General features: G+C 43.3%; 21 protein-coding genes. 7 read left to right on the top strand and 14 right to left on the bottom strand.

Annotation, left to right across the window (positions count from 1 at the left end; all coding sequences use genetic code 11):
• The first annotated feature begins 1 nt into the window (after position 1).
• The 3 genes from nuoH to C0V77_RS09055 are packed head-to-tail and all read left to right on the top strand — an operon-like array spanning position 2 to position 2,340.
• On the top strand, positions 2-1,177 hold the full coding sequence (gene nuoH, locus C0V77_RS09065) for an NADH-quinone oxidoreductase subunit NuoH (protein ID WP_101726039.1): 1,176 nt from the start codon (positions 2-4) through the stop codon (positions 1,175-1,177).
• Between the two features lie 44 nt (positions 1,178-1,221).
• Positions 1,222-1,773, top strand: coding sequence for an NADH-quinone oxidoreductase subunit I (locus tag C0V77_RS09060; RefSeq protein ID WP_101726038.1), 552 nt, complete (start codon positions 1,222-1,224; stop codon positions 1,771-1,773).
• Between the two features lie 21 nt (positions 1,774-1,794).
• On the top strand, positions 1,795-2,340 hold the full coding sequence (locus C0V77_RS09055) for an NADH-quinone oxidoreductase subunit J (RefSeq protein ID WP_101726037.1): 546 nt from the start codon (positions 1,795-1,797) through the stop codon (positions 2,338-2,340).
• A gap of 535 nt (positions 2,341-2,875) precedes the next feature.
• Here the strand turns inward: C0V77_RS09055 and C0V77_RS09050 are convergent.
• The 3 genes from C0V77_RS09050 to C0V77_RS09040 form a co-directional block, all read right to left on the bottom strand.
• Positions 2,876-5,557: an ABC transporter permease gene (locus C0V77_RS09050; protein WP_101726036.1), complete on the bottom strand. Its 2,682-nt coding sequence runs from the start codon at positions 5,555-5,557 to the stop codon at positions 2,876-2,878.
• A gap of 8 nt (positions 5,558-5,565) precedes the next feature.
• Positions 5,566-5,919 carry a PadR family transcriptional regulator gene (locus tag C0V77_RS09045; RefSeq protein ID WP_101726035.1) on the bottom strand — a complete coding sequence of 118 codons (354 nt, stop codon included), beginning with the start codon at positions 5,917-5,919 and terminating at the stop codon, positions 5,566-5,568.
• A 265-nt stretch (positions 5,920-6,184) separates the two neighbouring features.
• Entirely contained in the window at positions 6,185-6,541 is a 357-nt protein-coding gene (locus C0V77_RS09040; protein ID WP_216824422.1) for a hypothetical protein, read from the bottom strand.
• A gap of 172 nt (positions 6,542-6,713) precedes the next feature.
• Between C0V77_RS09040 and ade the strand changes: the two genes are divergently transcribed.
• Positions 6,714-8,357, top strand: coding sequence for an adenine deaminase (gene ade / locus C0V77_RS09035; RefSeq protein ID WP_101726034.1), 1,644 nt, complete (start codon positions 6,714-6,716; stop codon positions 8,355-8,357).
• Positions 8,358-8,533: 176 nt separating this feature from the next.
• Here ade and C0V77_RS09030 read toward each other — a convergent pair whose 3' ends face one another.
• The 6 genes from C0V77_RS09030 to C0V77_RS09000 form a co-directional block, all read right to left on the bottom strand.
• The gene (locus tag C0V77_RS09030; protein ID WP_101726033.1) at positions 8,534-9,481 is read right to left on the bottom strand and encodes a threonine/serine dehydratase; all 948 of its coding nucleotides are present in this window, start codon (positions 9,479-9,481) and stop codon (positions 8,534-8,536) included.
• A 15-nt stretch (positions 9,482-9,496) separates the two neighbouring features.
• Positions 9,497-9,937, bottom strand: a complete 441-nt coding sequence (locus tag C0V77_RS09025) for a DinB family protein (RefSeq protein ID WP_101726032.1) — start codon at positions 9,935-9,937, stop codon at positions 9,497-9,499.
• Between the two features lie 209 nt (positions 9,938-10,146).
• On the bottom strand, positions 10,147-10,932 hold the full coding sequence (dapF, locus tag C0V77_RS09020) for a diaminopimelate epimerase (protein WP_101726031.1): 786 nt from the start codon (positions 10,930-10,932) through the stop codon (positions 10,147-10,149).
• 304 nt (positions 10,933-11,236) lie between these two features.
• Entirely contained in the window at positions 11,237-11,590 is a 354-nt protein-coding gene (gene rplS, locus C0V77_RS09015) for a 50S ribosomal protein L19 (RefSeq protein ID WP_101726030.1), read from the bottom strand.
• A 244-nt stretch (positions 11,591-11,834) separates the two neighbouring features.
• Positions 11,835-12,884, bottom strand: a complete 1,050-nt coding sequence (locus tag C0V77_RS09010; RefSeq protein WP_101726029.1) for a VOC family protein — start codon at positions 12,882-12,884, stop codon at positions 11,835-11,837.
• 189 nt (positions 12,885-13,073) lie between these two features.
• Complete coding sequence (locus C0V77_RS09000; protein ID WP_101726027.1) at positions 13,074-13,790, bottom strand: head GIN domain-containing protein; 717 nt, start codon at positions 13,788-13,790, stop codon at positions 13,074-13,076.
• 232 nt (positions 13,791-14,022) lie between these two features.
• Here C0V77_RS09000 and C0V77_RS08995 point away from each other — a divergent pair, with 232 nt between their 5' ends.
• From C0V77_RS08995 to C0V77_RS08985, 3 genes are all read left to right on the top strand, one after another.
• Positions 14,023-14,625: an RNA polymerase sigma-70 factor gene (locus C0V77_RS08995; protein WP_101726026.1), complete on the top strand. Its 603-nt coding sequence runs from the start codon at positions 14,023-14,025 to the stop codon at positions 14,623-14,625.
• 16 nt (positions 14,626-14,641) lie between these two features.
• The gene (locus C0V77_RS08990) at positions 14,642-15,646 is read left to right on the top strand and encodes a FecR family protein (protein WP_101726025.1); all 1,005 of its coding nucleotides are present in this window, start codon (positions 14,642-14,644) and stop codon (positions 15,644-15,646) included.
• An 87-nt stretch (positions 15,647-15,733) separates the two neighbouring features.
• On the top strand, positions 15,734-17,662 hold the full coding sequence (locus tag C0V77_RS08985) for an STN and carboxypeptidase regulatory-like domain-containing protein (RefSeq protein WP_101726024.1): 1,929 nt from the start codon (positions 15,734-15,736) through the stop codon (positions 17,660-17,662).
• 69 nt (positions 17,663-17,731) lie between these two features.
• Here C0V77_RS08985 and C0V77_RS08980 read toward each other — a convergent pair whose 3' ends face one another.
• From C0V77_RS08980 to hemW, 5 genes are all read right to left on the bottom strand, one after another.
• Positions 17,732-18,514: a DUF3575 domain-containing protein gene (locus C0V77_RS08980; protein WP_101726023.1), complete on the bottom strand. Its 783-nt coding sequence runs from the start codon at positions 18,512-18,514 to the stop codon at positions 17,732-17,734.
• A 36-nt stretch (positions 18,515-18,550) separates the two neighbouring features.
• Positions 18,551-18,769 (bottom strand): hypothetical protein, encoded by a 219-nt coding sequence (locus tag C0V77_RS08975; protein ID WP_101726022.1) that lies wholly within the window; start codon positions 18,767-18,769, stop codon positions 18,551-18,553.
• A gap of 61 nt (positions 18,770-18,830) precedes the next feature.
• Positions 18,831-20,051 (bottom strand): SGNH/GDSL hydrolase family protein, encoded by a 1,221-nt coding sequence (locus C0V77_RS08970; RefSeq protein ID WP_101726021.1) that lies wholly within the window; start codon positions 20,049-20,051, stop codon positions 18,831-18,833.
• Between the two features lie 20 nt (positions 20,052-20,071).
• On the bottom strand, positions 20,072-21,682 hold the full coding sequence (locus tag C0V77_RS08965; RefSeq protein ID WP_101726275.1) for a Na+/H+ antiporter: 1,611 nt from the start codon (positions 21,680-21,682) through the stop codon (positions 20,072-20,074).
• 153 nt (positions 21,683-21,835) lie between these two features.
• Complete coding sequence (gene hemW / locus C0V77_RS08960; RefSeq protein WP_101726020.1) at positions 21,836-22,960, bottom strand: radical SAM family heme chaperone HemW; 1,125 nt, start codon at positions 22,958-22,960, stop codon at positions 21,836-21,838.
• Between the last annotated feature and the right edge of the window lie 31 nt (positions 22,961-22,991).

Genomic DNA, 22,991 nt, shown 5'->3' with positions numbered 1-22,991 from the left:
TATGAACGGTTTTATTCAATGGGCAAACGAAACAATGTTTCTTTGGAAAGCCCTCATAATTTTAGTGATTTTTGCAATTACGTTGGGCATTGCGGCTTATTCAACATGGGCTGAGCGTAAAGTAGCCGGATATATTCAGGACAGACCCGGCCCTAACCGTGCCGGTTGGGGTGGTTTGTTGCAACCATTGGCCGATGCTGGTAAAATGTTCTTCAAAGAAGATTTTATTCCGGCGCAGGCAGATAAATGGTTGTTTATTCTGGGCCCGTGTTTGTCTATGTTCACAGCCTTGATGTCAAGTGCAGTAGTACCTTTCGGAAATTCTTTTCTGATTGACGGTAAATTTGTAGCAGTACAGGCCATTGAAATTAATATCGGTATTCTATATGTATTCGGTGTGGTTTCTTTAGGTGTTTATGGTGTAATGATAGGCGGTTGGGCATCTAACAATAAGTTTTCCTTATTAGGTGCCATCCGTGCAGCATCACAAAATATCAGCTACGAGTTGGCTATGGGTATGTCAATCATCGCTATCCTGATGCTTACCGGCTCTTTGTCAATCCGTACCATTGTTGAGCAGCAACATGGTTTCAACTGGAATTTCTTTTATCAGCCATTGGGCTGTTTAATATTTATTGTTTGTGCTTTTGCAGAGTGTAACCGTACACCGTTCGACTTACCAGAGTGTGAAACCGAGCTGGTGGGTGGCTACCATACAGAGTATAGCTCAATGAAACTGGGTTTCTATCTGTTTGCCGAGTACATTAATATGTTTGCTTCATCGGCGGTAACTGCCTGTTTGTTCTTTGGCGGATACAATTATCCGGGTATGGACTACGTTCAAAATGCTTTGATAGGCTGGTTTGGCCAGACAGTAGGCTATAATCTGGCTACTTTCATTGGTATTGGCAGCATGTTTGTGAAAATTCTTTTCGGAATCTTCTTCTTCATGTGGGTACGATGGACACTCCCTCGTTTCCGTTACGACCAACTAATGAATCTGGGCTGGAAGGGCCTGATACCTTTAGCAGTAGCTAATCTTGTAATTACAGCAGTAGCTATGCTTTCAGGCTACAGACTGGTAGGAATCTGGGTTGGCTTGGCTGTAATGATTCTGATCATCTCTGCTTTCTGGGCCTTACGTCCGAGAAAGAAAGAGGCAATTTTAGGTGCTTAAAAAGTCAGGTTGTTATGACATACCTGCATTGAAATACTAACATTATGCAATTAACTAATAGAGCTAAAAAAACAGATAAGACCGAGCTGAGTTTGTTCGAACGCAGCTACTTACCCTCTTTAGCGGCAGGTTTAGGAATTACCATCCGTCACTTCTTCATGAAGAAGCCGACAATTCAGTATCCTGAACAAAAAAGATACCTGGGGCCGGTTTTTCGCGGGCATCATATCCTGAAAAGAGATAACGAAGGTCGCGAGCGTTGCACCGCCTGTGGTTTGTGTGCAGTGGCTTGCCCGGCTGAGGCTATCTCAATGGTGGCTCAGGAGAGAAAGAAAGGCGAGGAGCATCTGTATCGTGAAGAGAAATATGCAGCGGTATATGAGATAAATATGTTGCGTTGTATTTTCTGCGGGCTTTGCGAAGAGGCCTGCCCGAAACAAGCCATTTACTTGCGTCATGACAAATTTGTGCCGGTATTTACTGAGCGTGAAGACGTAATTTTTGGTAAAGACAAACTGGTGGAAGACCCTAACGAACGTTATCACCGTGATGCCTGGACAAAAGAAGACGCAATGAAACTTTGGAAAAACGCTTAATTCTATCGAGAAAATACTGATATGGAATTTTTTAAAAACTTATTACATTTGCCTCCTATCTATTACACATTTGCCATTCTGTCGATACTCACCCTCTTCGGGGCCTTGGGTACCGTTATGTCGCGCAACCCTGTGCATAGTGTTATTTATCTGATTGTAACCTTCTTTTCGCTTTCAGCGCACTATATTTTGTTAAATGCACAGTTTCTGGCTGCTGTAAACATTATAGTGTATGCAGGTGCTATCATGGTATTGTTTTTGTTTGTTATCATGTTCCTGAACCTGAGAACAGAAAGTGAAGAAATGAAGAAGCAGAAAACTATTTATGCTGCCGTTATTACAGCTGTTGTTTTAGGAGGTATGCTCATTGTTTTCTTACGCAGAGCAGATCGCGAACCGGTTAACCCCTTAACCTATAATTCGCAGACAGGTATGGTAGAGATTTTGGGTAGAACGCTTTATGGAGAATACCTTTTACCATTTGAATTGGTTTCAGTGCTATTTCTGGTTGCTATGGCAGGTGCCGTAATGTTAGGCAAACGCGAAGCAGGCGAAAGACATTTTTAAGATTTAGATATAGATATTGGTGATATAGCCGACAATAAAAATCCTTTCCCAACCCGGAAAGGATTTTTTGTTTGTAGAGGTGCAATGCTTGCGGCTCAGCGTAGAACAAGGTTAATGATTAAAATGGGTTTCCAATTATAATACCTGACTAATCAAATCATTGTGCAGACATGCCCCTGAAGCCGCAAGCATTGAGATATTTCATTGATTCAAGGATTTAACAGATTGTTTTTATGCATTTTTCCATCATAAATCAATTCATTGTACACAAATGCCCCTGAAGCCGCAATGCTTGCGGCTTCAGCGTAGAACAAGTTTAATTATTAAAATGGGTTTCCAATTATAATACCTGACTAATCAATTTATTGTACACAAATGCCCCTGAAGCCGCTAACATTGAGATATTTCATTGATTCAAGGATTTAACAGATTGTTTTTATGTATTTTTCCATCATAAATCAATTCATTGTACACAAATGCCCTTGAAGCTGCATGCAATGCGGCTCTACCAAATTTGATAATAATCTTTTATTTCTCACTCCGTCTTCAAACTCTTCATGGGGTTTACTAGTGCAGCTTTGATAGCCTGATAACTCACTGTTAATATTGCAACCAATGCAGCCAGTCCGCCTGCCAGTGCAAAAACCCACCACGATAAATTTACCTTATAGGCAAAATCCTGCAACCAATGCGACATACTATAACCGGCAACGGGAGAGGCGATGACAATGGCAATTAATATTAATTTAAGATAATTGGTCAATAATAACCCTACAATGCTGGTAACAGAAGCGCCCAATACTTTACGTACACCAATTTCTTTGGTGCGCTGATAAGTGGTAAAAGCCGCCAAGCCAAACAGACCCAGACAGGCAATGAATATGGCAAGCCCGGCACAGACACTGAATATATGACCGATTCTATGTTCAGAATCATACATGCTATTGAACCTGTCGTTTAAGAATGAATAGGCAAACGGATTTTCTGTTTCAGCTTTCCATAGTTTTTCTATATTGCTCAGCAAGGTGGGCAAGTCATTAGTCTTGATTCGTAAAGCCAGCTGATTGTTGTCGCCACCATAGAACATCAACAATGGGGCAATGCGTTGGCGCATGTTTTCAAAATGGAAATCTTTTACTACACCTACAATGGTATAAGTATGCTTGCTTCCTTTAGTACCGTCGCCAACAGTAGAAATCTGCTTTCCAATTGGGTTTTTGAAACCATAAACCCTCACAGCCGCTTCGTTTAGCAATACTGCTGAGCTGTCTGTGGCCAATTCTTTCGAGAAATTCCTTCCAAGTGCCAACTGCATACCCAGTGTTGGAAGATAATCTTCATTGATAAAATAACTTTTGGTCCGGTGAATGCCCGTTTGCGTGCCATTCTGTATTACAATACCATCAACACTCTGGCTGGAATGACCCGCAGGCAAAAATCCGGCCGATGTTACGCTAGTAACCTGAGCCATTTTTGCCAGATTTTCTTTAAATACTTTTACCTTACCGCCCAGCACGTGCGTATCATGTAAAACCAGAACCTGCTCTTTGTTAAAGCCTAGTTTCTTGGTCTGCATAAAGCTGAGTTGCTGGCGGGCAATAATGGTAGCAATTATAAGACAGATTGATACCACAAATTGTCCGGTAACCAATGTATCGCGTAGCCAACCACTACGAAGGTTGGCCTGCATTTTTCCTTTCAGTACCGCAACAGGCTTGAACGCCGAAAGAACAAAGGCCGGATAAAACCCTGCTAATATACCAATCAGCAGGCACGCAAGTATGGTTACACCCAGCATAGGTATATTGAACACATCAGAGATTGTAAACTCTTTGCCCGTCAGGCTATTGAAACCGGGCATTAATAGGAGTACCATTAAGAGTGCCAGTACCATTGAAAGCAAGGTAAGCAGCACCGATTCAGTCAGAAATTGTCTAATGAGCTGTTTTTGCACCGAGCCAAGCACTTTTCTGATACCTACTTCTTTGGAACGCCCGGCAGACCCAGCCGTAGAAAGGTTCATGAAGTTGATACAGGCAAGCAGCAATATAAAGGCAGCTATAGCAGAAAAAATGTAAACATATTTGATATTGCTGTTGGTATCGAGCTCATCATCCAGGTCTGAATGCAGGTGAATACTGGTAACAGGTTGAAAGCTAAACCCAAAGCGGTTACCGTTTTCATTGAATTGAGACATGGTAATACCGAAAAACTCTTTGATTTCGGCGTTAACGTACTTATTAACCAAACGGTCTGATTGCATGGCCAGTTGCTCTTGAGTATAACCTTCTCTTAAGCGCAGATAGGTATGAGCGCCGCTGGCCATCCATTTAGTACCCGCATTGACAGATTTGACAGAACCGAACATATCAAAATGGAAATGCGTGTTAGAAGGTACGTCTTTGCAGATACCTGTAATACGGAATTCGCCCAGATGCCCGATAGACAAAGTTTTACCGATAGGGTCGGCAAATCCGAAGTATTTCTTTGCTTTTGATTCACTCAGTACCAGCGTTTTAGGTTCAATCAATACCGTAACTGCATTACCTTTTATGATAGGAAGGGAAAAAAAAGAAAAGAAGTTAGAATCTACAAAGGCGATGTTCTCTTCTTTAAAAACTTCGGTGCCATGCTTTACCAGAAAAGCGCCGTCGTCGCGCAGGCGGGTAAAAGCTTCAACTCCTGAGTAGTCGCGCATCAGGGCAGGCCCGGCCGGTTCGCTGGCGTAAGCCAGCCGGATATCTTTTTTATCCACCCGGGCGTCAATAATCATCCGGTAGATTCTGTCGGCATGGGCATGGTAGCGGTCGTAGCTAAGTTCGTGTTTTACAAAAAGCACAATCAGCAGGCAGGTGGCTAACCCTACGGCCAGCCCAACAATGTTAATGGCGGTAAAAGCTTTGTGTCGCCTTAGATTTCTGAACGCAACGGTGAGGTAATTTGAGAGCATGTCGGTAAAGCGGGTGTTAGAATCTTTTTTGTAATAGCTATTTAAATGCACTTCCTTTTTTCGTTTAAAAAAGAAAGGTGTAAGGCAGTTCAACACTGCCCAAAGGTATTCTCGGCGGGCGCGGGTAATACCTACTGTTTCAACCCGTTTATAAAAGTTTTCGTGTAAATCTCCCTGCACGTATTCAAGCAGGTGAGGAGCCACAAACCATTCCAGTAGTTTGTCTGCCCACGAAGGCGGCTGAGGTGTATCCCTTTGCTTTTTCATATCCGGGCTTATAGTAAATTGGTGGATAAACCCAAAGAACTTAATTTGCTTTGAGGGATAGTCTGCCATAGTTGCGAACGCATCTGCTGAACTTCCAAAAGGGCCTGTCCGCCCGATGCGGTCAGGGCAAAAAGGCGCTTGCGGCGGCCACCGCGTTCAGGCGTTGCCCCACCAACAGTAGAAACCAGGAAGCCTTTTTCTTCCAATCGGTATAGGGTAGTATGCACGGCACCGATGGTGAAGTCTCGCCCGGTAAGTTCCTGCAACTGTTCCATTACAGGTACACCGTACACCGATTCACTACTTGCGGCTACTACCAGTAGCACCAGTTCTTCTAACTCACCCAGAATCGTCTTTTTCATAATCTGTTTATACGCTTTTATTAGATACAATTTTGTAAATCAAATACAATGCCAATTACAAAAATGATTGTTTTGGGTATAATTTATGTGTTTTATGAAAATGCAGGTGTCCGGAAACGGACAATTGTCTATACAAAACCGGACATAAAGACGATAATAGTAAGGCTTTTTTAGCCGTGATTTTAACAAAGAGCAAATAAAAAATCGGTACCCATTGCTGAAGTACCGATTTACATATTAACTGAATAGGCGTTTGTTTCAGAACTTATTCATCTACCGGAATCACAATTATTTTCTTTTTATTAAACGCATCTGCAAATTGTTGGCGGGTTTGTTTTTTTCTGAAAACATAGCGATACACCCAAAGGATAGAGGCCGTGGGGATAATATCTGTAAACGGAATAATCTCTTCAACAAACCCGAATGCCGCTCCGAAAGTAGTACGATGAACCGCGTAAATCAGCCCTGATATAACGGGTGCCAGCAGCAGATCGAAACCCTCTCCTAAAGCCGGTATCAGGTAGGTAGACATCCCCAGTGCATCAATGGCAAGGCTGGCCAGCAGGTCAAATTTTTGTTTTTCAGCAAACTTTGCTTCCAGTTCTTTATCAATTCTTTTCATTTCTGTCGCATTTGGTGCTTTAATCATTTAAACGTAAAATGTCTTAAAAAGTGTCGTGGCTGTTAATAGTTTTTTATGAATGGTTTTGTTTGCCAGAAAATTGACTATTTTTAAGGCATTGTCGGTAAAGAACCGATGATTGACAGAAACGGGTAAATAAGCATTGAGGATTATGACCAATTTTATAGCCAATATTGTAAACGTTTTTGACGGAACGATAGCTTTTGGAGAATTAACGGTTGAAAACCGACGGATTCAGCAAATAAAAATTCTGGGTGAAGAGAAAACTGGTGAACCCTATATTTTACCCGGGTTGGTAGATGCGCATATACATGTAGAGAGTTCTATGCTTACGCCGGCGCAGTTTGCCCGGCTGGCGGTGGTACATGGAACGGTCGGGACGGTGTCTGACCCGCACGAAATTGCCAATGTGCTGGGTATAGCCGGTGTAAAATACATGATAGAAGATGGCCGCAAAGTGCCTTTTAAATTCTGTTTTGGGGCGCCGTCATGCGTACCTGCCACTACTTTTGAAACAGCAGGGGCAGAAGTAACAGTTGACGACATTACCGAGCTGTTTGGTTATAAGGAAATCGGGTATCTGGCTGAAATGATGAATTTCCCCGGGGTGCTGAACGATGACCCCGCTGTAATGAAGAAATTGGCTGTTGCCAAGGCATTTAACAAACCCATTGACGGTCATGCGCCTGGTTTAAGAGGGGCGTCGGCCAAGAAGTACATTGAAGCAGGCATAGAGACCGACCATGAGTGTTTCACGAAAGGTGAGGCCTTGGATAAGTTGAAGATGGGAATGAAAATTCTGATTCGGGAAGGCAGCGCTGCCAAAAATTTTGAAGAACTTATTTCGTTGGCAGACACCTGGTATGCAGCTATGATGTTTTGCTCTGACGACAAGCACCCTGATAATCTGGTAGAAGGCCATATCAACGAGCTGATAAAAAGGGCAGTTGCCAAAGGCATCGATAAATTTAAGGTGTTGCGAATGGCCACCATTAATCCGGTGTTGCATTACCGTATGAATATAGGTTTGCTGCGTGAAGGTGACTGGGCCGATTTTATAAAGGTGGACAATCTGGATAATTTTGAAATACTGGAAACTTATATTGATGGTGAAAAAGTTGCCGAAAACGGAAAATCGCTGATTGAAAACATCAGAAGCGAGGTGGTTAATAATTTTAATTGTGCACCTCTTAAACCGGCGCAAATAACCGTAAAGGCACCCTCAGCAGGAAGTCTTCTGAGGGTAATACAAGCCATTGACGGCCAGTTGATTACCCGCGAAGAATTGGTAAACCCCTTCATACTTGACGGAAACGTGGTGGCAGGTACAGCAAGAGATATTCTGAAAATGGTGGTTTACAACCGGTATTCAGATGCCCCTCCGGCCGTGGCATTTATCAGTAATTTTGGCCTAAAAGAAGGCGCAATAGCCTCATCGGTAGCCCATGATTCGCATAATATTGTGGCTATTGGTGTTGAAGATGAAGCCATCTGTGATGCCGTAAACCTGATTGTGAGAGAACAGGGTGGGGTGTCGGCCGTTAGCAGTAATCAAAAAGGTGTATTGGCTTTACCCGTGGCAGGCCTGATGAGCAATGAAGACGGTTATCAGGTGGCCGAAGATTACACAAGGTTAGATAAATTTACAAAAGAGGTACTTAAAAGTACGCTTACGTCTCCCTTTATGAGCCTGTCTTTTATGGCCTTGTTAGTAATACCTTCTTTGAAGCTAAGCGACTTAGGCTTGTTTGATGGTACTGACTTTAAATTTACTGAGTTGTTTCAAGCGGAGTAGCTTAACTGTTTTTTTACCACGGAGTTACCCTAAGTTGCACACAGAGTTGCACGAAGTATATTTTAACTCAGTGCTACTCAGTAATTCAACTTGGTGAAACTTCGTGGTGAAATAATACATAGCAAATGAGCCTATCAACAAACTGAAAGAAAACGTTGCCTGCTCAATCGAAGTTTCTAAAACGGCAATTTGCCTAAATCAATATTGCCACCGGTTAGTATAATGCCCACGCGCTTATTAGCAAAGTGTTCTTTGTGTTTCAGCAATGCAGCAAAAGGCACTGCTGCCGAGGGTTCAATCACTATTTTCAGTTGCTCCCAAATCAGGCGCATGGCTTCCACAATTTCATCATCACTTACAGTGATGATATCCTTAACGTATTTCCTGATTATCTCCAGCGTTTTATCTCCCAGATTAGTCAGCAGGCCATCGGCAATGGTTTTTATATACGGAGCTTTCTCTATTTTCCCAGACCTGAACGAAAGCACCGCATCGGCTGCACCTTCGGGTTCTCCGGCTATTACCTCAGCATCAGGCTGCAGGTAATGCGCTGCCAGGGCTGTACCGCTTAGCAATCCACCACCACCAACAGGAGCCATCACTACATCCAGCAAACCCGCCTGTTCTATCAGTTCAACCGTAGCAGTGGCCTGTCCGGCTATTACATCATAATTATTAAAAGGATGAACAAATGTTGCCCCTTTTTCATCAATTATCTTCTGTACGGCGCTTTCGCGGGCTTCAAGCGTTGGTTCGCATTCAATTATCTCAGCTCCCAGATATTTTACTCCGTTTTTCTTGATATCAGGTGCGTTGCCCGGCATTACAATATAGGCCTTAGTACCCACAGCTTTGGCTGCCAGTGCAATGGCCTGTGCATGGTTGCCTGACGAGTGCGTGGTAATACCCATTTGTTGCTCTTCCTTGCTAAGCCTAAGTACGGCATTTATACCTCCACGGGCTTTGAACGCGCCAATTTTCTGCAGGTTTTCGCACTTAAAGAAAACGTGGCAACCAGCCAGCTCATTGATAAACTCAGAACTAAGCACTGGTGTGTGCCGTATGTACGGTTTTATTTTTTCGTGCGTTTCTTTGATGTAGTCAAAAGTAGGTATTTGATTCATTCGCTTGTGGCTGGTTTATCTGTAATAAAATATGTAGTCGGTAGCAGGTAAGGGTGATACATGGCCTTTCAGGAGTTGTACTACCTGCCCTCTGTGATACGCCGCGTGCAATGCCAGATGTGTCAGGATATCGCTGGCAGAACTGGTAAACACTGCACCCAGCGAATTACGATAGGTTACCATACGGTTAAAATCTACGCTTTCCAGCAAGGCATTCAAATCATTAAAATTGGCTGCCAGTAAATCTTTAAGTTGCTCTTTTTTATACAACTCCCAAACTTTGGTAGCAGAGCTGACGCCTTGTAAGCGTTCAATCCAGATTCTCTGCGCCGAAACCATGTGCGAAAGTAACTCAATTGCCCTGGCCGGCGGTTGCTCAACCTGTAAATAAGAAGCAAGCACTTCTGCATTTGCCCAATGTTCATGCTCAAAAAGTCGTAGAAAGTAAGCCTTCATATAATGTTTAAAGGTATATTGCTCATATCGGGCCTTTGTATGGGTTACATCTGCATTATAAACCCTGCGATGCAAATATTATTTACTGCGAAGATACTACTTAAGCGCTTAATGAGGCAATAATGATGCGTTTATTCAATTAGTCATAAAAAAACCGAAGGCTAAGCCTCCGGTCTTCGGATAGTATCTCAATTAAGCAGGTTAAAACCTTAGCTGGCTTTCAGATTTCCTACAAATACCCTAATGGCAGGGCCTGTAAGGTACACATTCTGAAAGCCTTCGTCAAACGAAACCTGAAGATTTCCACCGTTGGTTCGTACTTTAATAGGGCTGGGCATACCATGCTTCATGTGAGCCGATAACGCACAGGCCGTTACACCTGTACCGCATGAATAGGTCTCATCTTCTACACCGCGTTCATAAGTGCGTACATAGATGGTTTCGCTGTCAATTACTTCTACAAAGTTTACATTGGTGCCGCCGCGTTTTACCCAATCATCAGCATATCTTACTTTTTTTCCTTCTGCTACCACATCATAATGGTGTATGTCGGCCACGTAGCGCACATAATGCGGCGAACCTGTATTCATGAAATCATAATTTTCATGATGCTCAATACTGTGTACTTCACCCATTTTCAACGATATGTCGGTGCTGTTTGCTTTGGCTTCATGTTCGCCATCAACGGCAATAAAGGTAGTGCTGCCACTAAAAATACCCAGGTCTTCGGCAAACCTTACGGTGCAACGCCCACCATTGCCGCACATGCTGCCTTCTCTGCCATCAGCATTGAAGTACACCATCCTGAAATCATAGTCCGGGTCGTTTTCTAACAGAATAAGACCGTCGGCACCAATTCCGAATCGCCGGTGGCATAAGTGTTCAATAAAGGGCTGCTCAACCGGAAACTGTCCGTCGCGGTTATCAATCATTACAAAATCGTTACCGGTACCCTGGTACTTATAAAAACTGCCTGTATATCTCTGGTTGCTCATAACACGTCAACAAATAAATATCTAAGTTAATTCTTTTGTTTGGTTCTTTCTTTTACTGCTTCAAAATTCAAAGATACGCAGCCCGGCTATACGGAAAAATCAATTCGCTTTGGTGGTGCTCTTTAGGGTACCACGCTATTTTCGTCATGTAACCCTAATGATTCTCTATTTTTACCGGTTTTTAGGCACAAAAAAAGCCGCTTCAAAGAAGCGACCTTTTCCCATACAAAATTATGAAAAAGCTATTACTTTTATCTTTAGACATCTCAAACTGCCGAAAGTTTAACCGGCAGCCGGATATACATTATTTCTTTAATTCTTTAATACGGGCAGCTTTACCTTGTTTTCCACGTAGGAAGAACAATCTTGCACGGCGTACTTTACCGAAGCGCACTACCTCTATTTTATCAATACTTGGTGAAAGGATAGGGAAAATTCTTTCTACACCTACACCGTTTGAAATTTTACGTACTGTAAAAGTTTCACCATTTGTACCAGCGTTACGACGCTGAATAACCATACCTGTGTAAACCTGTATACGTTCTTTGTTACCCTCTTTAATTTTCACGTGAACGTTTACTGTGTCACCGGCTTTAAACTCGGGTTGGTTGTCTCTTTTGGTAGCAAATTCTGCTTCAACCAATTTAATCAAATCCATTGTTTTATTATTTACCTGATTATTAATTTACTCGCTTAGTGAAGCGGCTGAATCGTACAAACCCAGCATTCTCCTAACCGGAGTGCAAAATTAACAAATCTTACTGTAAAATCCAAAAAACGAACAGATTTTTCATTTGTTGCCTTTGTTGATGCTAATATAGTGAAATTTTTTACTCAGGTAAATAGCCAACAAAAAAAAATATAATTTTTTTTCAATTTCGTATAAATATATTCGTTACCTGCTATTCTCTCTCTTTTACTTTGCCCCAACCCATGGTGGCCACCATCCAGTCTGGCAATGGTTTTTGTGTTTTTCTGGTTTTCAGATTCAGATACCAGCCTATTTTTTTCAGAATAGGCACACGGTGTGTTTCTACAAACTCAATAAGTGTGCCATCGGGGTCTTCCAGATAGGTAAATCGGCCACCGGCCTCGCCCATATCAAAGGTATCGCTGCTGTCAACCGTAAACGGAAAACCATTTCCGGCACAAAATTCTTTCAGTCCGTCCATATCCAGTGTATCAAAACACAGGTGAATAAAACCCAGGTCTCCCCAGCTACGGCCTGCAAAAATGGTTCTAGGTTTTACATCTGCATCCAGTGCCTGCACCAGTTCTATTTCAACATTGCCCAGCAACCGGCTGAACGCCCCACGGTTCTGCATACTTTTACGCAAAAGCACCCTTCTGAAACGTGCATTGCCTTTGCCCAGGGTTTCAAAGTCATTGAAACTACCGGTTTTGTCATAAACCACTTCGCTGATACCCAGCGTATCTTTATAGAGTTGCAGCGCTTTGTCAATGTCGCTCACACCAATAATCACGCCCAAAACGCCACCCGTATTGCTCTCTTTAGGCTTAAACCACGAGCCATCAGGCACTATCTGCAATTGGTTTCCGTAGGGGTCCTGCAACCAGCTGTGTTCTTTGCCTTCGGGCGAAAGTTCTACTTTTAAACTATGCCTGCCGGCAAATTGTTTTACATTCTGGCATTTAATTTTCAGGGCAAAGATACCGTAGTCGCCTAATTCCGGGGTAAATTCGGCCGCCAAAGGTGCCGGACGATTCGACTGCCAGATTTCCGCTCCGCCACCACCGGCCATGTTAAGGGCCAGAATGGCACGGCGTTGCCTTACTACCCCGTTGGTATGCGGTGTCATTAATTTAGCTTCAGCTACATCATCAAAAAGCGGCACATTCAGCCCCAGTGTTCTGTTATACCAGCGAAAAGCCTCGCCTGCATCTTTAACGCCAATCCCGACCTGCTGAATACCACTGATAAATTCTGACATAATACTATGTGTATGGTTTAAAAAAGTGTTTCTTGTTTTTGCACCACGAATAACCCCTTTTTTAGGCAAAAATCAAAATCGGGGCGATTTTTATTGGGCAAAAGGGAAAAATGAAAATAGCCTTCCGGTATGAAGGCTATTGTTCTGGTTGGTGGATTACTGGTTGGATTTAGAAATTTTGTTGGCGTATTAATCTTTCTCAACATGGCTGCTGCCCGATGTATTAGAACTAACAACCGGGTTGCCGCGGTAACGAACTTTACTTGCTCCGCTGGCACTTACGCGCAGATTGTTGCTTACCGTAACTTTTGCCGAGCTTGCCCCTGATACATCCAGGTTAGCTTTCTCTATGTCGGTATCAAAAGCATACAGTTTAGACGCCCCCGATATCTCGGCCTCCAGATTTTTGCCGTTGCCCTCAATAGTCAGGTCTGATGCGCCCGACAAGTCAATGTCATAGCCTTTAGCCTGGGTTACAAAAGTAGCCTTTGATGCACCCGACAAATCAATGTACAGTTGGTCCAGGTTATTAAAACCCCTTACATAAGCATTTACTGCACCAGAGAAATCGGTCTCTTTCAGGTCTGGCATTTCAATTTCTACCTCCATGCGGTAACGTTTTGTCCGCCACTTAGAAAAATACATTTTTAGCTGGCCGCCACTAACGCGCACAACCAGGTCGTCTATGTCGCGGCGGTCGCCTTTTACAAAAATTCTGTAATTGGCGCTTTGCTTTACCTCAACCTGAAAACCATCGCCCATTTCAAGCTTATCAAAACCACTCAGGTTAAAGTGCTTGTCTTCCGGATGCCGCGGTTCCAGACCAGACTCAATAATTTCACACGAACTCAGTCCAAATGCCATCAATAGAGTGGCTAACAAGTAATAAACGGTTAGTTTTTTCATAATTATTAATTTTTTGTTTTTGAATCCATGACAAACCAGCCTTCCATTACCCCCATTGCTTATCCTGAAATTCTTTGTTTTTTTTTACGGCTGCACGCCATAAAAAAATTTTACTTTAGTAATTGGGGGTAAAACGCTGGTGGGTTGTCATATACACAGACCGTTCATCAAATTGATTTTTTAATCTTTCAACAGAAACCGCTATGTTTGCATAAAATTTAAACTTTATTCGGTGCAGTTAACAGAGCAGGAAATAGTTGGCGCAATAAGGCAGGGAAATGAACGTATTTTCGAAGTGGTTTTTCGGAAGTACTATCAGAGCCTTTGCAATTATGCCAACTCAATACTGAAAGAGATGGAAGAGGCCGAAGAAATTGTACAGAATTTGTTTTCAGGCTTGTGGGAAAAACGAAGCGACCTGGAAATTAACATTTCGCTGAAATCTTATTTATACAGGGCGGTGCATAACCACTGCCTGAACCGCATAAAACACCTGAAGATTCGTGAAGAGTATCAGGAGTACGCCACCAGTTATTATGAAAGTTCGTATGAGTCGGTTGGGCAGACAGTGATGAAAAACGAACTTGAACAACGCATACACGAAGCCATTGAAAAATTGCCTGAACAATGCCGGGTGATTTTTAAGCTGAGCCGGTTTGAAGAACTGAAGTATCATGAAATAGCCGACCAACTGGGGCTTTCGCCCAAAACGGTTGAGAACCAGGTAGGCAAGGCACTAAAAATTTTAAGAACCGAACTGGCCGAGTACCTGCCAATCTTGATTTTACTGTTAGACGGCATAGTAAAGCTGAACATAGAATATTGGTACCTATAAGAAGAATACGCTAAACTTGAATACGAATCGTTCAGATAACCACGAAGACCTTTTAGGCAAGTATCTGGCTCAGGAAACTGATGCCCATGAAGATGCTTTGATTGAAAAGTGGCTGGAGGAGAACGATGCACATCAGAAAGAGCTAAACGACTATACTTTTATATGGGATAAGGCTGACCTGCTGAAAGAGCAGAATACCCAACCCGTTGATACCGATGCCGCCTGGCTGAAAGTAAAAGCAAGGATGGATGCCACGCCCAAAGCAAAAGTAATTGACTTTAAACCTGCACCTAAACCTAAAAGATTTTTTAGCCTGGGTATTGCTGCCAGTATTCTGGTAGTGCTGACAGCAGGGTTGCTGGCTTATTTTTTCAGCACCCCCCAACCGGAAATGCTGGCCCTTACCACCACAGGCAACACGCTGCAACAAACTTTGCCCGATGGCTCGGTGGTTTTTCTGAACAATAATACCTCTATTGTTTATCCTGAAAATTTTGAGGGCAAAACCCGTGAGATAACCCTGAAAGGCGAAGCTTTTTTTGACATAAAAAGAAACGAAAGCAAGCCATTTGTGATTCATGCCAATGGGTCCGACATCCGCGTGCTGGGTACGTCGTTCAATGTGAAAGCCTATAATAAAAATGTAGAGGTGAGTGTTGAAACCGGAAAAGTAGAGTTTAAAAACAAGAAGAAGGCCACACTGCTGGTGGCAGGTGAAAAAGCCACTTTTGAAAACGATACTATTAAAAAACTCAGTGCCGATAAAAACGCTTTTGCGTATAAAACCAAAGTATTTGTATTTGAAAACCAGAGCCTTGAAGAAATAGCGAAAGCGCTGGCCGATGGCTACCATACAAATATTGTATTGACTAACAACCGCATTAAAACCTGCAGGCTCACTACCCGTTTCAACAACGAGTCGCTACCCAATGCGCTCAATATTATAGCCGAAACCCTTAACCTTACTGTATCTGCAAAAGAGGGTGCTTATGTTTTAGACGGACAAGGCTGCGCGGAATAAGCCAACACGAAATGGGCAGAAAAAAAATAATTTTCAGATAGGGGGGGAATCGTTTTCGGATGTCATAGCTACAAAAAGAGATTAAGTATGAAAAAGCTATTAACATTTATTTTTTTATTGCATCTGTCCCAATCATTTGCACAAGATACACCTCCGCTTGAACGTGTAATCACGGTTAAATTCACAAACGAAAAACTCGATAAAGCCCTTAAGATGATTTCTGATGCGGGTAGTTTCAGCTTTTCGTATAATCCTGACGACTTTGATATCAACAGGCGCGTTTCGGTGTCAGTTCAGAACCAGCCCGTGCGTGAGGCCCTGAATGCTGTTTTCGGCAATACGGCCACTTTTAAAAACAAGGGCAATTACATTATTCTGAAAAGAAACATTGAAGAGCCGAAAAAAGATTTTTTCGTAATGGGCTACGTTTCAGACGGGGAGACGGGCTTGAAAATTGAAAAAGCCAGTGTGTACGAGCCTGTCACGCTTGCTTCGGCCGTCACTAATCAGTATGGTTATTATCGCCTTAAAATACCTGCCACGCTGCAAAACGTAAACCTGCAGGTAAGAAAACAGAATTATCGCCATGAAGAAGTGGCGGTAAAAGCCAAAACTGACGCCACCGTTAATGTTTCATTGCTGCCCAGCAAACCTATTCAGGTAGCTGCCAGAAAAACGCTGCCGGTAATTTACAGAGATACCTTACCTGCAAAAAAACTCGACAGCCTGCCTAAAGTAGCGGTTTTGCCACCGGTAATTGAAGAGCCAACTATTACCAGCACATCAAAAAAGCCTATTGATTATGATGAGTACTGGGCCGAAACCAAAGACGCTTTAAAAGATGCGCATAAAAAACTGACAGACTGGTTGATAACCGCCCGCCAGAATATCCACCTCAATAATATTGAAGATACCCTCTACCGCCAGTCTCAGGTATCTATCCTGCCATTTATTGGTACCAACCATTATATGAGCGGTAACGTCATCAACGATTACTCTTTCAACATCATAGCCGGATACTCGCTTGGTGTAAGAAAACTTGAAATCGGAGGGGTGCTCAACATGGTAAGGGGCAGGGTAGACGGTATTCAGGCAGCCGGATTCGCCAATCTGGTAGCAGGCAAATTAAATGGTGTGCAGGCAGCAGGTACTGTCAATGTTGTGGGGCAGTCGGCTTATGGCGTGCAGGGTGCAGGTTTTGCCAATGTGGTTTTACGTAATTTCAGTGGGGTGCAAGGCTCGGGTTTTGTGAATTTTGTCGGTAATAATACCCGAAACTCGGTTCAGGCGGCAGGTTTTGCCAATGCTATCGTTAAAAGCGGAAGCGGTGTGCAGGCAGCCGGGTTTGTAAACCTTGTGGGTGGCAGTTTTAAAGGTGTTCAGGCATCCGGATTCCTCAATCAGGTATCTGATGTTTTCAGCGGTGTGCAGGCAGGCATACTAAATATGGCTTACAGGGTAGACAACGGCTTGCAGGTTGGGGTGATGAACGTGGCCGAGGAGTCTAATTCTATACCGGTGGGTCTGATTAGTTTTGTAAAACGCGGAGGCTACAAAAGACTGGAGCTAAGCACCGACGAGGTAAGCCCGGGTAACCTTACTTTCAAAACTGGTGTGCGAAGGCTTTATAATATATTTACTGTGGGTTATGGTTTCGACCAACCCGGCAAACCTGTGCTTAGCTTAGGCTATGGCCTTGGCACTGCCTGGAAACTTAACAAAACGCTGTGGTTGAATTTTGATGTGATAAGCTCGCACCTGCAAAATGATGTGGAAGAATGGGAAACCAACAATTTGCTCCGTGGCAGCCTGGGGCTTGAAGTACACCTTAGCCCGCGCATCGCACTGTTTGCCGCGCCAACCATCAATTTCCACGCAACGCAGCAGCCGGAGGTGAATCTGGGTAATATGAGTCGATTCAAATTCTATGAAAAACAGGGAAGATACTTTGGCGAGCGGGTAAATCTTGCCTCCTGGATGGGCTATCAGGCGGGTATCAGAATATGTAATATCTAAAATTTAACATGGTTTGTCAGAAAAAATCTCCTCCCTGAAGGGGGAGATTTTTTTACGTAAACAGCCCGATTAAAATCGGTATCCCAGGTTAAGGCCGAAGCCTCTCAGGTTTAGGTATTTCAGTCTACGGGCGTTATCAATTCTTACGCCTTGTTTATCTACCTGCAATGCCAGATAGGCCTCATTGATCTGGAAAGTATCCAGAATATTCTGGCGCAAATCGCTGATAAATTTATCATCATATTTAGATAAATCCTGATTCGACTCGCCATGCACCGTTACATTTCCAAAGTATCCGCCTATGATATACCAGTCGAGCGTAAATCTTTCTCCCAACCTGAACTGCCTGCCCAGCATTAAACCACCTGACAGCGTTTTAAACTCTGTTTTTACCGGTAGTTCAACTCTTAAGGGCTGGCCTTTATATACCATATCAACATCAACCGGCAGTGTTCCAGAGAAGCGTTCGTACCGGCCAAACAGAGAAATATAAAAACCAATTGGCGCGCTTGACTTATTACCCGGATAAAACCTTAATTCGGGGGTTATCTTAAACAAACCCATAGAGGCTTCACCTTTTCTTACGTTTTTTAAACTCACATAATCAATACCTTCATCTGCGGCATCAACGTATTTTCTGATGGCTGTGGCAAAAGGAATACGATCTTCCGGCCTGTGCGAAACCCCCAATGCAAAGCTGAATTTTTTATTGAATGCTTTTTCAAACTGGATGTTGTAGGTCTTAAAGGCAAGCGCCGAAGCGTTTACTTTAATAACGCTGGTGCGGTCTTCCTGCGAAAAACACACAAAAGAAATGAAAAGGCTTATAAAAAAACTGAAGGATTGTTTCACAGAGGTAAGTTTAAGCTGGGGTAGTACAAGAGGTTTTTAATTCAGATTGTCATCTTGTGTGGCCTGATACATTGAGTTTATAGCAGCCATTTCTTTAACCAGAAATGTCTGCAGTTGTTCGTTAAAATCTTTCTTATCTGCGTCTGTCAGGCTGTCGTACAAGTCTTTCAATTCCTGATTTATGCTTGCTTTTTCTTCTTCTGTGGCTGCATTCATAGCCCTGACATGATAAGATTTAAGATTGAAATTCTTCATTCAATTCTAAAAGGTATTGTATTTTAATAATCGATTTTTAAAATTCAGCTTCAAATATAAGCTATTTTTGTCCATCATTCACCAAAAAATGCACAATACGGCATGCCGTACCTTTACTTTTTGGATTCCTTGACTCGCTCATTTTCAGGTAAAGCGTATGCTTTTTGTTAATTAAGCCCGCTGCAAGCAGTTTATACCAGGGCAGGTGCAGCCCGCTGCTCCATTGCGTGTACAGGTCCATTTTTTGCCAGGGGCCATTGTTAATTTTATAACCAATTTCTCCGGTATCAGGCCCTGACACAACGCTAAGCCCCACAGCATTACCTGTAAACTCAAAAGTTAGTAATGCCTCCGGACTGGTTGCTTCTAACACAGGTACATTCACAAATCCTTCTCTGGTTCCTGCGCCGTCAGCCGGTTTCCAGTTTTCTATCAGTTGCCAGCCATTTTGTATGTGGGCTTCTTTTACCGAAACATACCTGCCTTTATCTAGGCTGATGCCTTCTAAGGCTTGGGGCAAATGCGTAGTTTTTTTTGAGCCCGGCTTTGCGGTCTGGTAGCTTTTGTAGGCCGAATCAAGCAAAAACCGGATGGTCTGGTAATAAAGCTCCTGCCCGAATGGCGAAGGGTGCAGGTCTTTAAAGTCATTCTCCCAGCTAAATTCTTTTGCCTGAAGCCTGTCTGCCACTTCTTTGGCCAGGTTAATAGACGGCAGCTTGTAATGTGCTGCCACCAATTCCTGATTTTGTACTTCAAGCGGCACTTTGCCTTGGGCATAATCGGCTGTTTTGTCGGGGTCTGCAAATGCCATCATCACAATAGCAACGGCCGGATTTGCTTTTTTTGCATGGCGCACTATTCCTTCCAGCGCCCATATCTGCATCAGGCTGTCGGTTTCGTTGGTATGGTCGTTTACGGCTGCTTCTACAAAAAGCAGGTCGGGAATGCCTTTATTTAGCACATCTTGTTCGAATCTGAAAGCATGCGGCAAACTCCCCAGCGACGGTATCCCGGCATTGATAAACGTAAAGTCTTTCTGCGGAAATTGCTCTTTCAGGTAACTGCTGGTTTTGTCTCGCCAGCCTTTATTGTAAGTAATAGAGCCACCCAGGTAGGCCACCGTTATATTTTGTTTTTGTGCAACGGCCCTGTAAAAATTGTTTAAACCGCCACGTGCCTGCACATAGGCAGACTTCGGCAACTGCCCCGCACCGGGTTTCTGCATACAGGCAGATGAACCAATTAACCAGATAACAATACCTAAACAGATGGGCAAACGCATAATAATCAACTGATATAGTTTTAATGGACACGGGTTGATATCTTGGCTTCGTCGAAATCAAGTTGTAATTCCTGTTTCCTGATTTCTTCGTCGCTATAAGCAAACTCTTTTCTGAGGGTGTACAGTTCTCTGCGCTGGGTGCTGTATAAATCTTTCAGAACCTGGTTATACTGCTCAATTTCTTTAACCTGGCAAGCCTGGCATTCCAGGGAGTTAAGCCGCTGATTAGTTACGGAGATATCGTTTTCTATTTCGTTTCTTAAAAAACTCAACAATTCGTTGTTTTCCAGTTCACTGGCATATTTTTCGTTCAGTTGTTTCAGCGCGGCATTCATAATTCGCAGTTTAATTCCTGCCTCCTGTTCTACCTCTGGCGCGGCATGGTCAACCTCTTTTACATCCAGCCATTTGACAATTAATGGCAGGGTTAAGCCCTGAAAAACCAATGTAACCAAAATAACGGTAAAAGTAATGAACAGAATCAGATTTCGGTGCGGAAATGCCTCACCGTTATTCAGATACAAAGGTACCGACAGCGCCGATGCAAGAGATATTACCCCCCGCATACCTGCCCAGCCAATAACAAACGGATTTCTGAGACCCGGATTCGGTTCATTTTCACGGATGCTCCTGAACAACCAGCGAGGTATAAACGCCGCAGGGTAAATCCAGATAATGCGTATAAGTATGGTAATGGCACTAATAATGAGGCCGTATTTAACGGCTTCAGCAATTGAGTAACCGTCTAGTCCTTTAATGATGGTTGGCAGTTCAAGGCCTATCAGTATAAATACCAGCCCGTTAAGTACAAAAATTAGCGTAGACCAAACCCCGGTTGTCTGCAAGCGCGTTGAGCCATGAGTTAGTATCTCATGCGAGCGATACGACAAAAACAAACCGCCGCTCACCACCGCCATTACACCCGAAAAATGAAACTGCTCGGCTACTATATACATAAAGTAGGGGGTAAGCAATGTTAGTGCTGCATCTATGCTGGGGGTGGTTGGTAAAAAACGGTGTATAACGTACGCCACATGGGCTATGGCCAGACCAACCACAATGCCCATGCCAGCCACTACAAAAAAGCTGCCAACGGCTTGCTGTAAAGAAAACTGCCCGGTAAGAAGCGCTGCCAACGCAAAGCGGAATACTATTAAGCTCGATGCATCATTGATCAGGCTTTCTCCTTCCAGAATGGTAATCACTCTTTTGGGCATTTTGATACCCTTCAGTACCGACGATGCCGCAACGGCATCAGGCGGAGAGATAATGCCCCCCAGCAAAAAGCCCATCGCCAGCGTAAAGCCGGGAATCATGGCCTGTGAGGCATACGCCACAATGGTAGAGGTAAACAAAACCAGCCCGAATGCCAGCAGACCAATGGGGCGTTTCCATTTCCAGAAGTCGTTCCAGGATGTGTACCAGGCCGCCTCATAAAGCAGCGGTGGCAGAAAAATTAGAAAGATGAGTTCAGGGTTTACTTCTATCTGTGGGATATTCGGAACAAAGCTGATGAACAAACCCGCCAGCACCAGAAAAATTGGCGCTGATATTCTGAACTTCTGCCCTAACATGACCAGCATGAAAACGACAAACAATAGCGATAAAACTAAAAGTAAATTGTAGTGCATTTTTGTAAAGGTATTAATTAGGCAACACAGATAGGCAGAGAAAGGTTTATCTACATTTGTATATAATCTGATTTTTACAGGATGTTCATCTTCCTGAAAGAAACAAATATAATAAAATACAGGCAAAAAAATACTGGTTAATCGGGATGCGTTTCAGACCATAAAAAGGTCGCTGGCTATTCTGTCGGCAAATAGTTTGCCTGCTTTGGTAAGTGTAAGGGTTTCATTCTCAATTGTTAGCATCTGTTGGGTCAGATACTTATCTAACGTATACCGGTTGGTTTGCTGCCAGTTATTGCCCGCCAGCTTATTGATTTCTGCTATTGCACAGCCCCATTTGGTACGCAGGCCGGTAAGCAGGTAGTCGTTCAGTTGGTCTGCTTTGCTAAGCAATTCATATTCGGCAGGTACAGTGCCTGTCTGAATGGCCCGCAGATAGGCAGCATTATTGGCTATGTTATATTGCCTTGAAACACCATTGTATGAATGAGCCGACGGCCCAACACCCAGATATTCATGCCGTTTCCAGTACGAAGAATTATGGCGCGAGTACCGGCCGTTGCGGCAAAAATTTGATATTTCATATTGCTCATATCCGGCTGTTTCAAGGGTATCAACCAGAATCCTGAATTGCTCTGAGGCAAAGTCTTCATTAATGGGCGGTATCTTATTTAACTTCAGCCATTTACCAAAAACAGTTTTTTCTTCAATAGTAAGGCAGTAAGATGATATATGCGGTACGTTGAGGGCAAGGGCCTTCTCTAAATCATTCAACCAAATCGCATGGCTCTCGCTGGGTATGGCATAAATCAGGTCGATGGTTAGGTTTTCAAAACCCATGTCCTGTGCCAGTTTTACAGAGTTTTCGGCTTCTGAGGCATTGTGTATGCGGTTGAGTTTCAGCAGATGGTCGGGGTAAAAAGACTGTATGCCAATACTGAGGCGGTTAAACCCTAAAGCCTGTAAGTTTTTAAGGAGGGGCTGACTGATATCGTCCGGGTTAGCCTCCAACGTAATTTCGGCATCATCAGCAATTGTATAATACTTTTTAATTGTATCAAAAATATCTCCCAATTCCTGCGGACTTAATAATGACGGAGTGCCACCTCCAAAATAGATGGTTTCAAGGTGTTTCTGGCTCAGATACCCTGCCTGCAATTCAATTTCTTTGCATATAGCAGCAGCCATTTCAGCTTTCATGTTAAGATTAGTGCTGAAATGGAAGTCGCAGTAATGACAGGCCTTACGGCAAAACGGTATGTGAATATATAAGTGCAATGCTTAAATGAAAATCGGGCGGTTTCATCAA

It is taken from the genome of Emticicia sp. TH156 (genome assembly GCF_002855535.1).
Lineage (GTDB): Bacteria > Bacteroidota > Bacteroidia > Cytophagales > Spirosomataceae > Emticicia > Emticicia fluvialis.
Note: the sequence above shows the minus strand (reverse complement) of the source record. Positions and strands in the feature narration are given on the sequence as shown.

Bases quoted from the DNA above. Each gene is read 5' to 3' on its own strand.
- C0V77_RS09055 (WP_101726037.1), top strand. From the start codon at position 1,795: ATGGAATTTTTTAAAAACTTATTACATTTGCCTCCTATCTATTACACA.
- C0V77_RS08970 (WP_101726021.1), bottom strand. From the start codon at position 20,051: ATGCGTTTGCCCATCTGTTTAGGTATTGTTATCTGGTTAATTGGTTCA.
- rplS (WP_101726030.1), bottom strand. From the start codon at position 11,590: ATGGATTTGATTAAATTGGTTGAAGCAGAATTTGCTACCAAAAGAGAC.
- C0V77_RS09050 (WP_101726036.1), bottom strand. From the start codon at position 5,557: ATGAAAAAGCAAAGGGATACACCTCAGCCGCCTTCGTGGGCAGACAAA.
- C0V77_RS09000 (WP_101726027.1), bottom strand. From the start codon at position 13,790: ATGAAAAAACTAACCGTTTATTACTTGTTAGCCACTCTATTGATGGCA.
- C0V77_RS08975 (WP_101726022.1), bottom strand. From the start codon at position 18,769: ATGAAGAATTTCAATCTTAAATCTTATCATGTCAGGGCTATGAATGCA.
- C0V77_RS09025 (WP_101726032.1), bottom strand. From the start codon at position 9,937: ATGAAGGCTTACTTTCTACGACTTTTTGAGCATGAACATTGGGCAAAT.
- C0V77_RS08965 (WP_101726275.1), bottom strand. From the start codon at position 21,682: ATGCACTACAATTTACTTTTAGTTTTATCGCTATTGTTTGTCGTTTTC.
- C0V77_RS09040 (WP_216824422.1), bottom strand. From the start codon at position 6,541: ATGAAAAGAATTGATAAAGAACTGGAAGCAAAGTTTGCTGAAAAACAA.
- C0V77_RS08985 (WP_101726024.1), top strand. From the start codon at position 15,734: ATGAAAAAGCTATTAACATTTATTTTTTTATTGCATCTGTCCCAATCA.
- C0V77_RS09045 (WP_101726035.1), bottom strand. From the start codon at position 5,919: ATGAAAAAGACGATTCTGGGTGAGTTAGAAGAACTGGTGCTACTGGTA.
- C0V77_RS09030 (WP_101726033.1), bottom strand. From the start codon at position 9,481: ATGAATCAAATACCTACTTTTGACTACATCAAAGAAACGCACGAAAAA.
- dapF (WP_101726031.1), bottom strand. From the start codon at position 10,932: ATGAGCAACCAGAGATATACAGGCAGTTTTTATAAGTACCAGGGTACC.
- nuoH (WP_101726039.1), top strand. From the start codon at position 2: ATGAACGGTTTTATTCAATGGGCAAACGAAACAATGTTTCTTTGGAAA.
- C0V77_RS09060 (WP_101726038.1), top strand. From the start codon at position 1,222: ATGCAATTAACTAATAGAGCTAAAAAAACAGATAAGACCGAGCTGAGT.
- ade (WP_101726034.1), top strand. From the start codon at position 6,714: ATGACCAATTTTATAGCCAATATTGTAAACGTTTTTGACGGAACGATA.
- C0V77_RS09010 (WP_101726029.1), bottom strand. From the start codon at position 12,884: ATGTCAGAATTTATCAGTGGTATTCAGCAGGTCGGGATTGGCGTTAAA.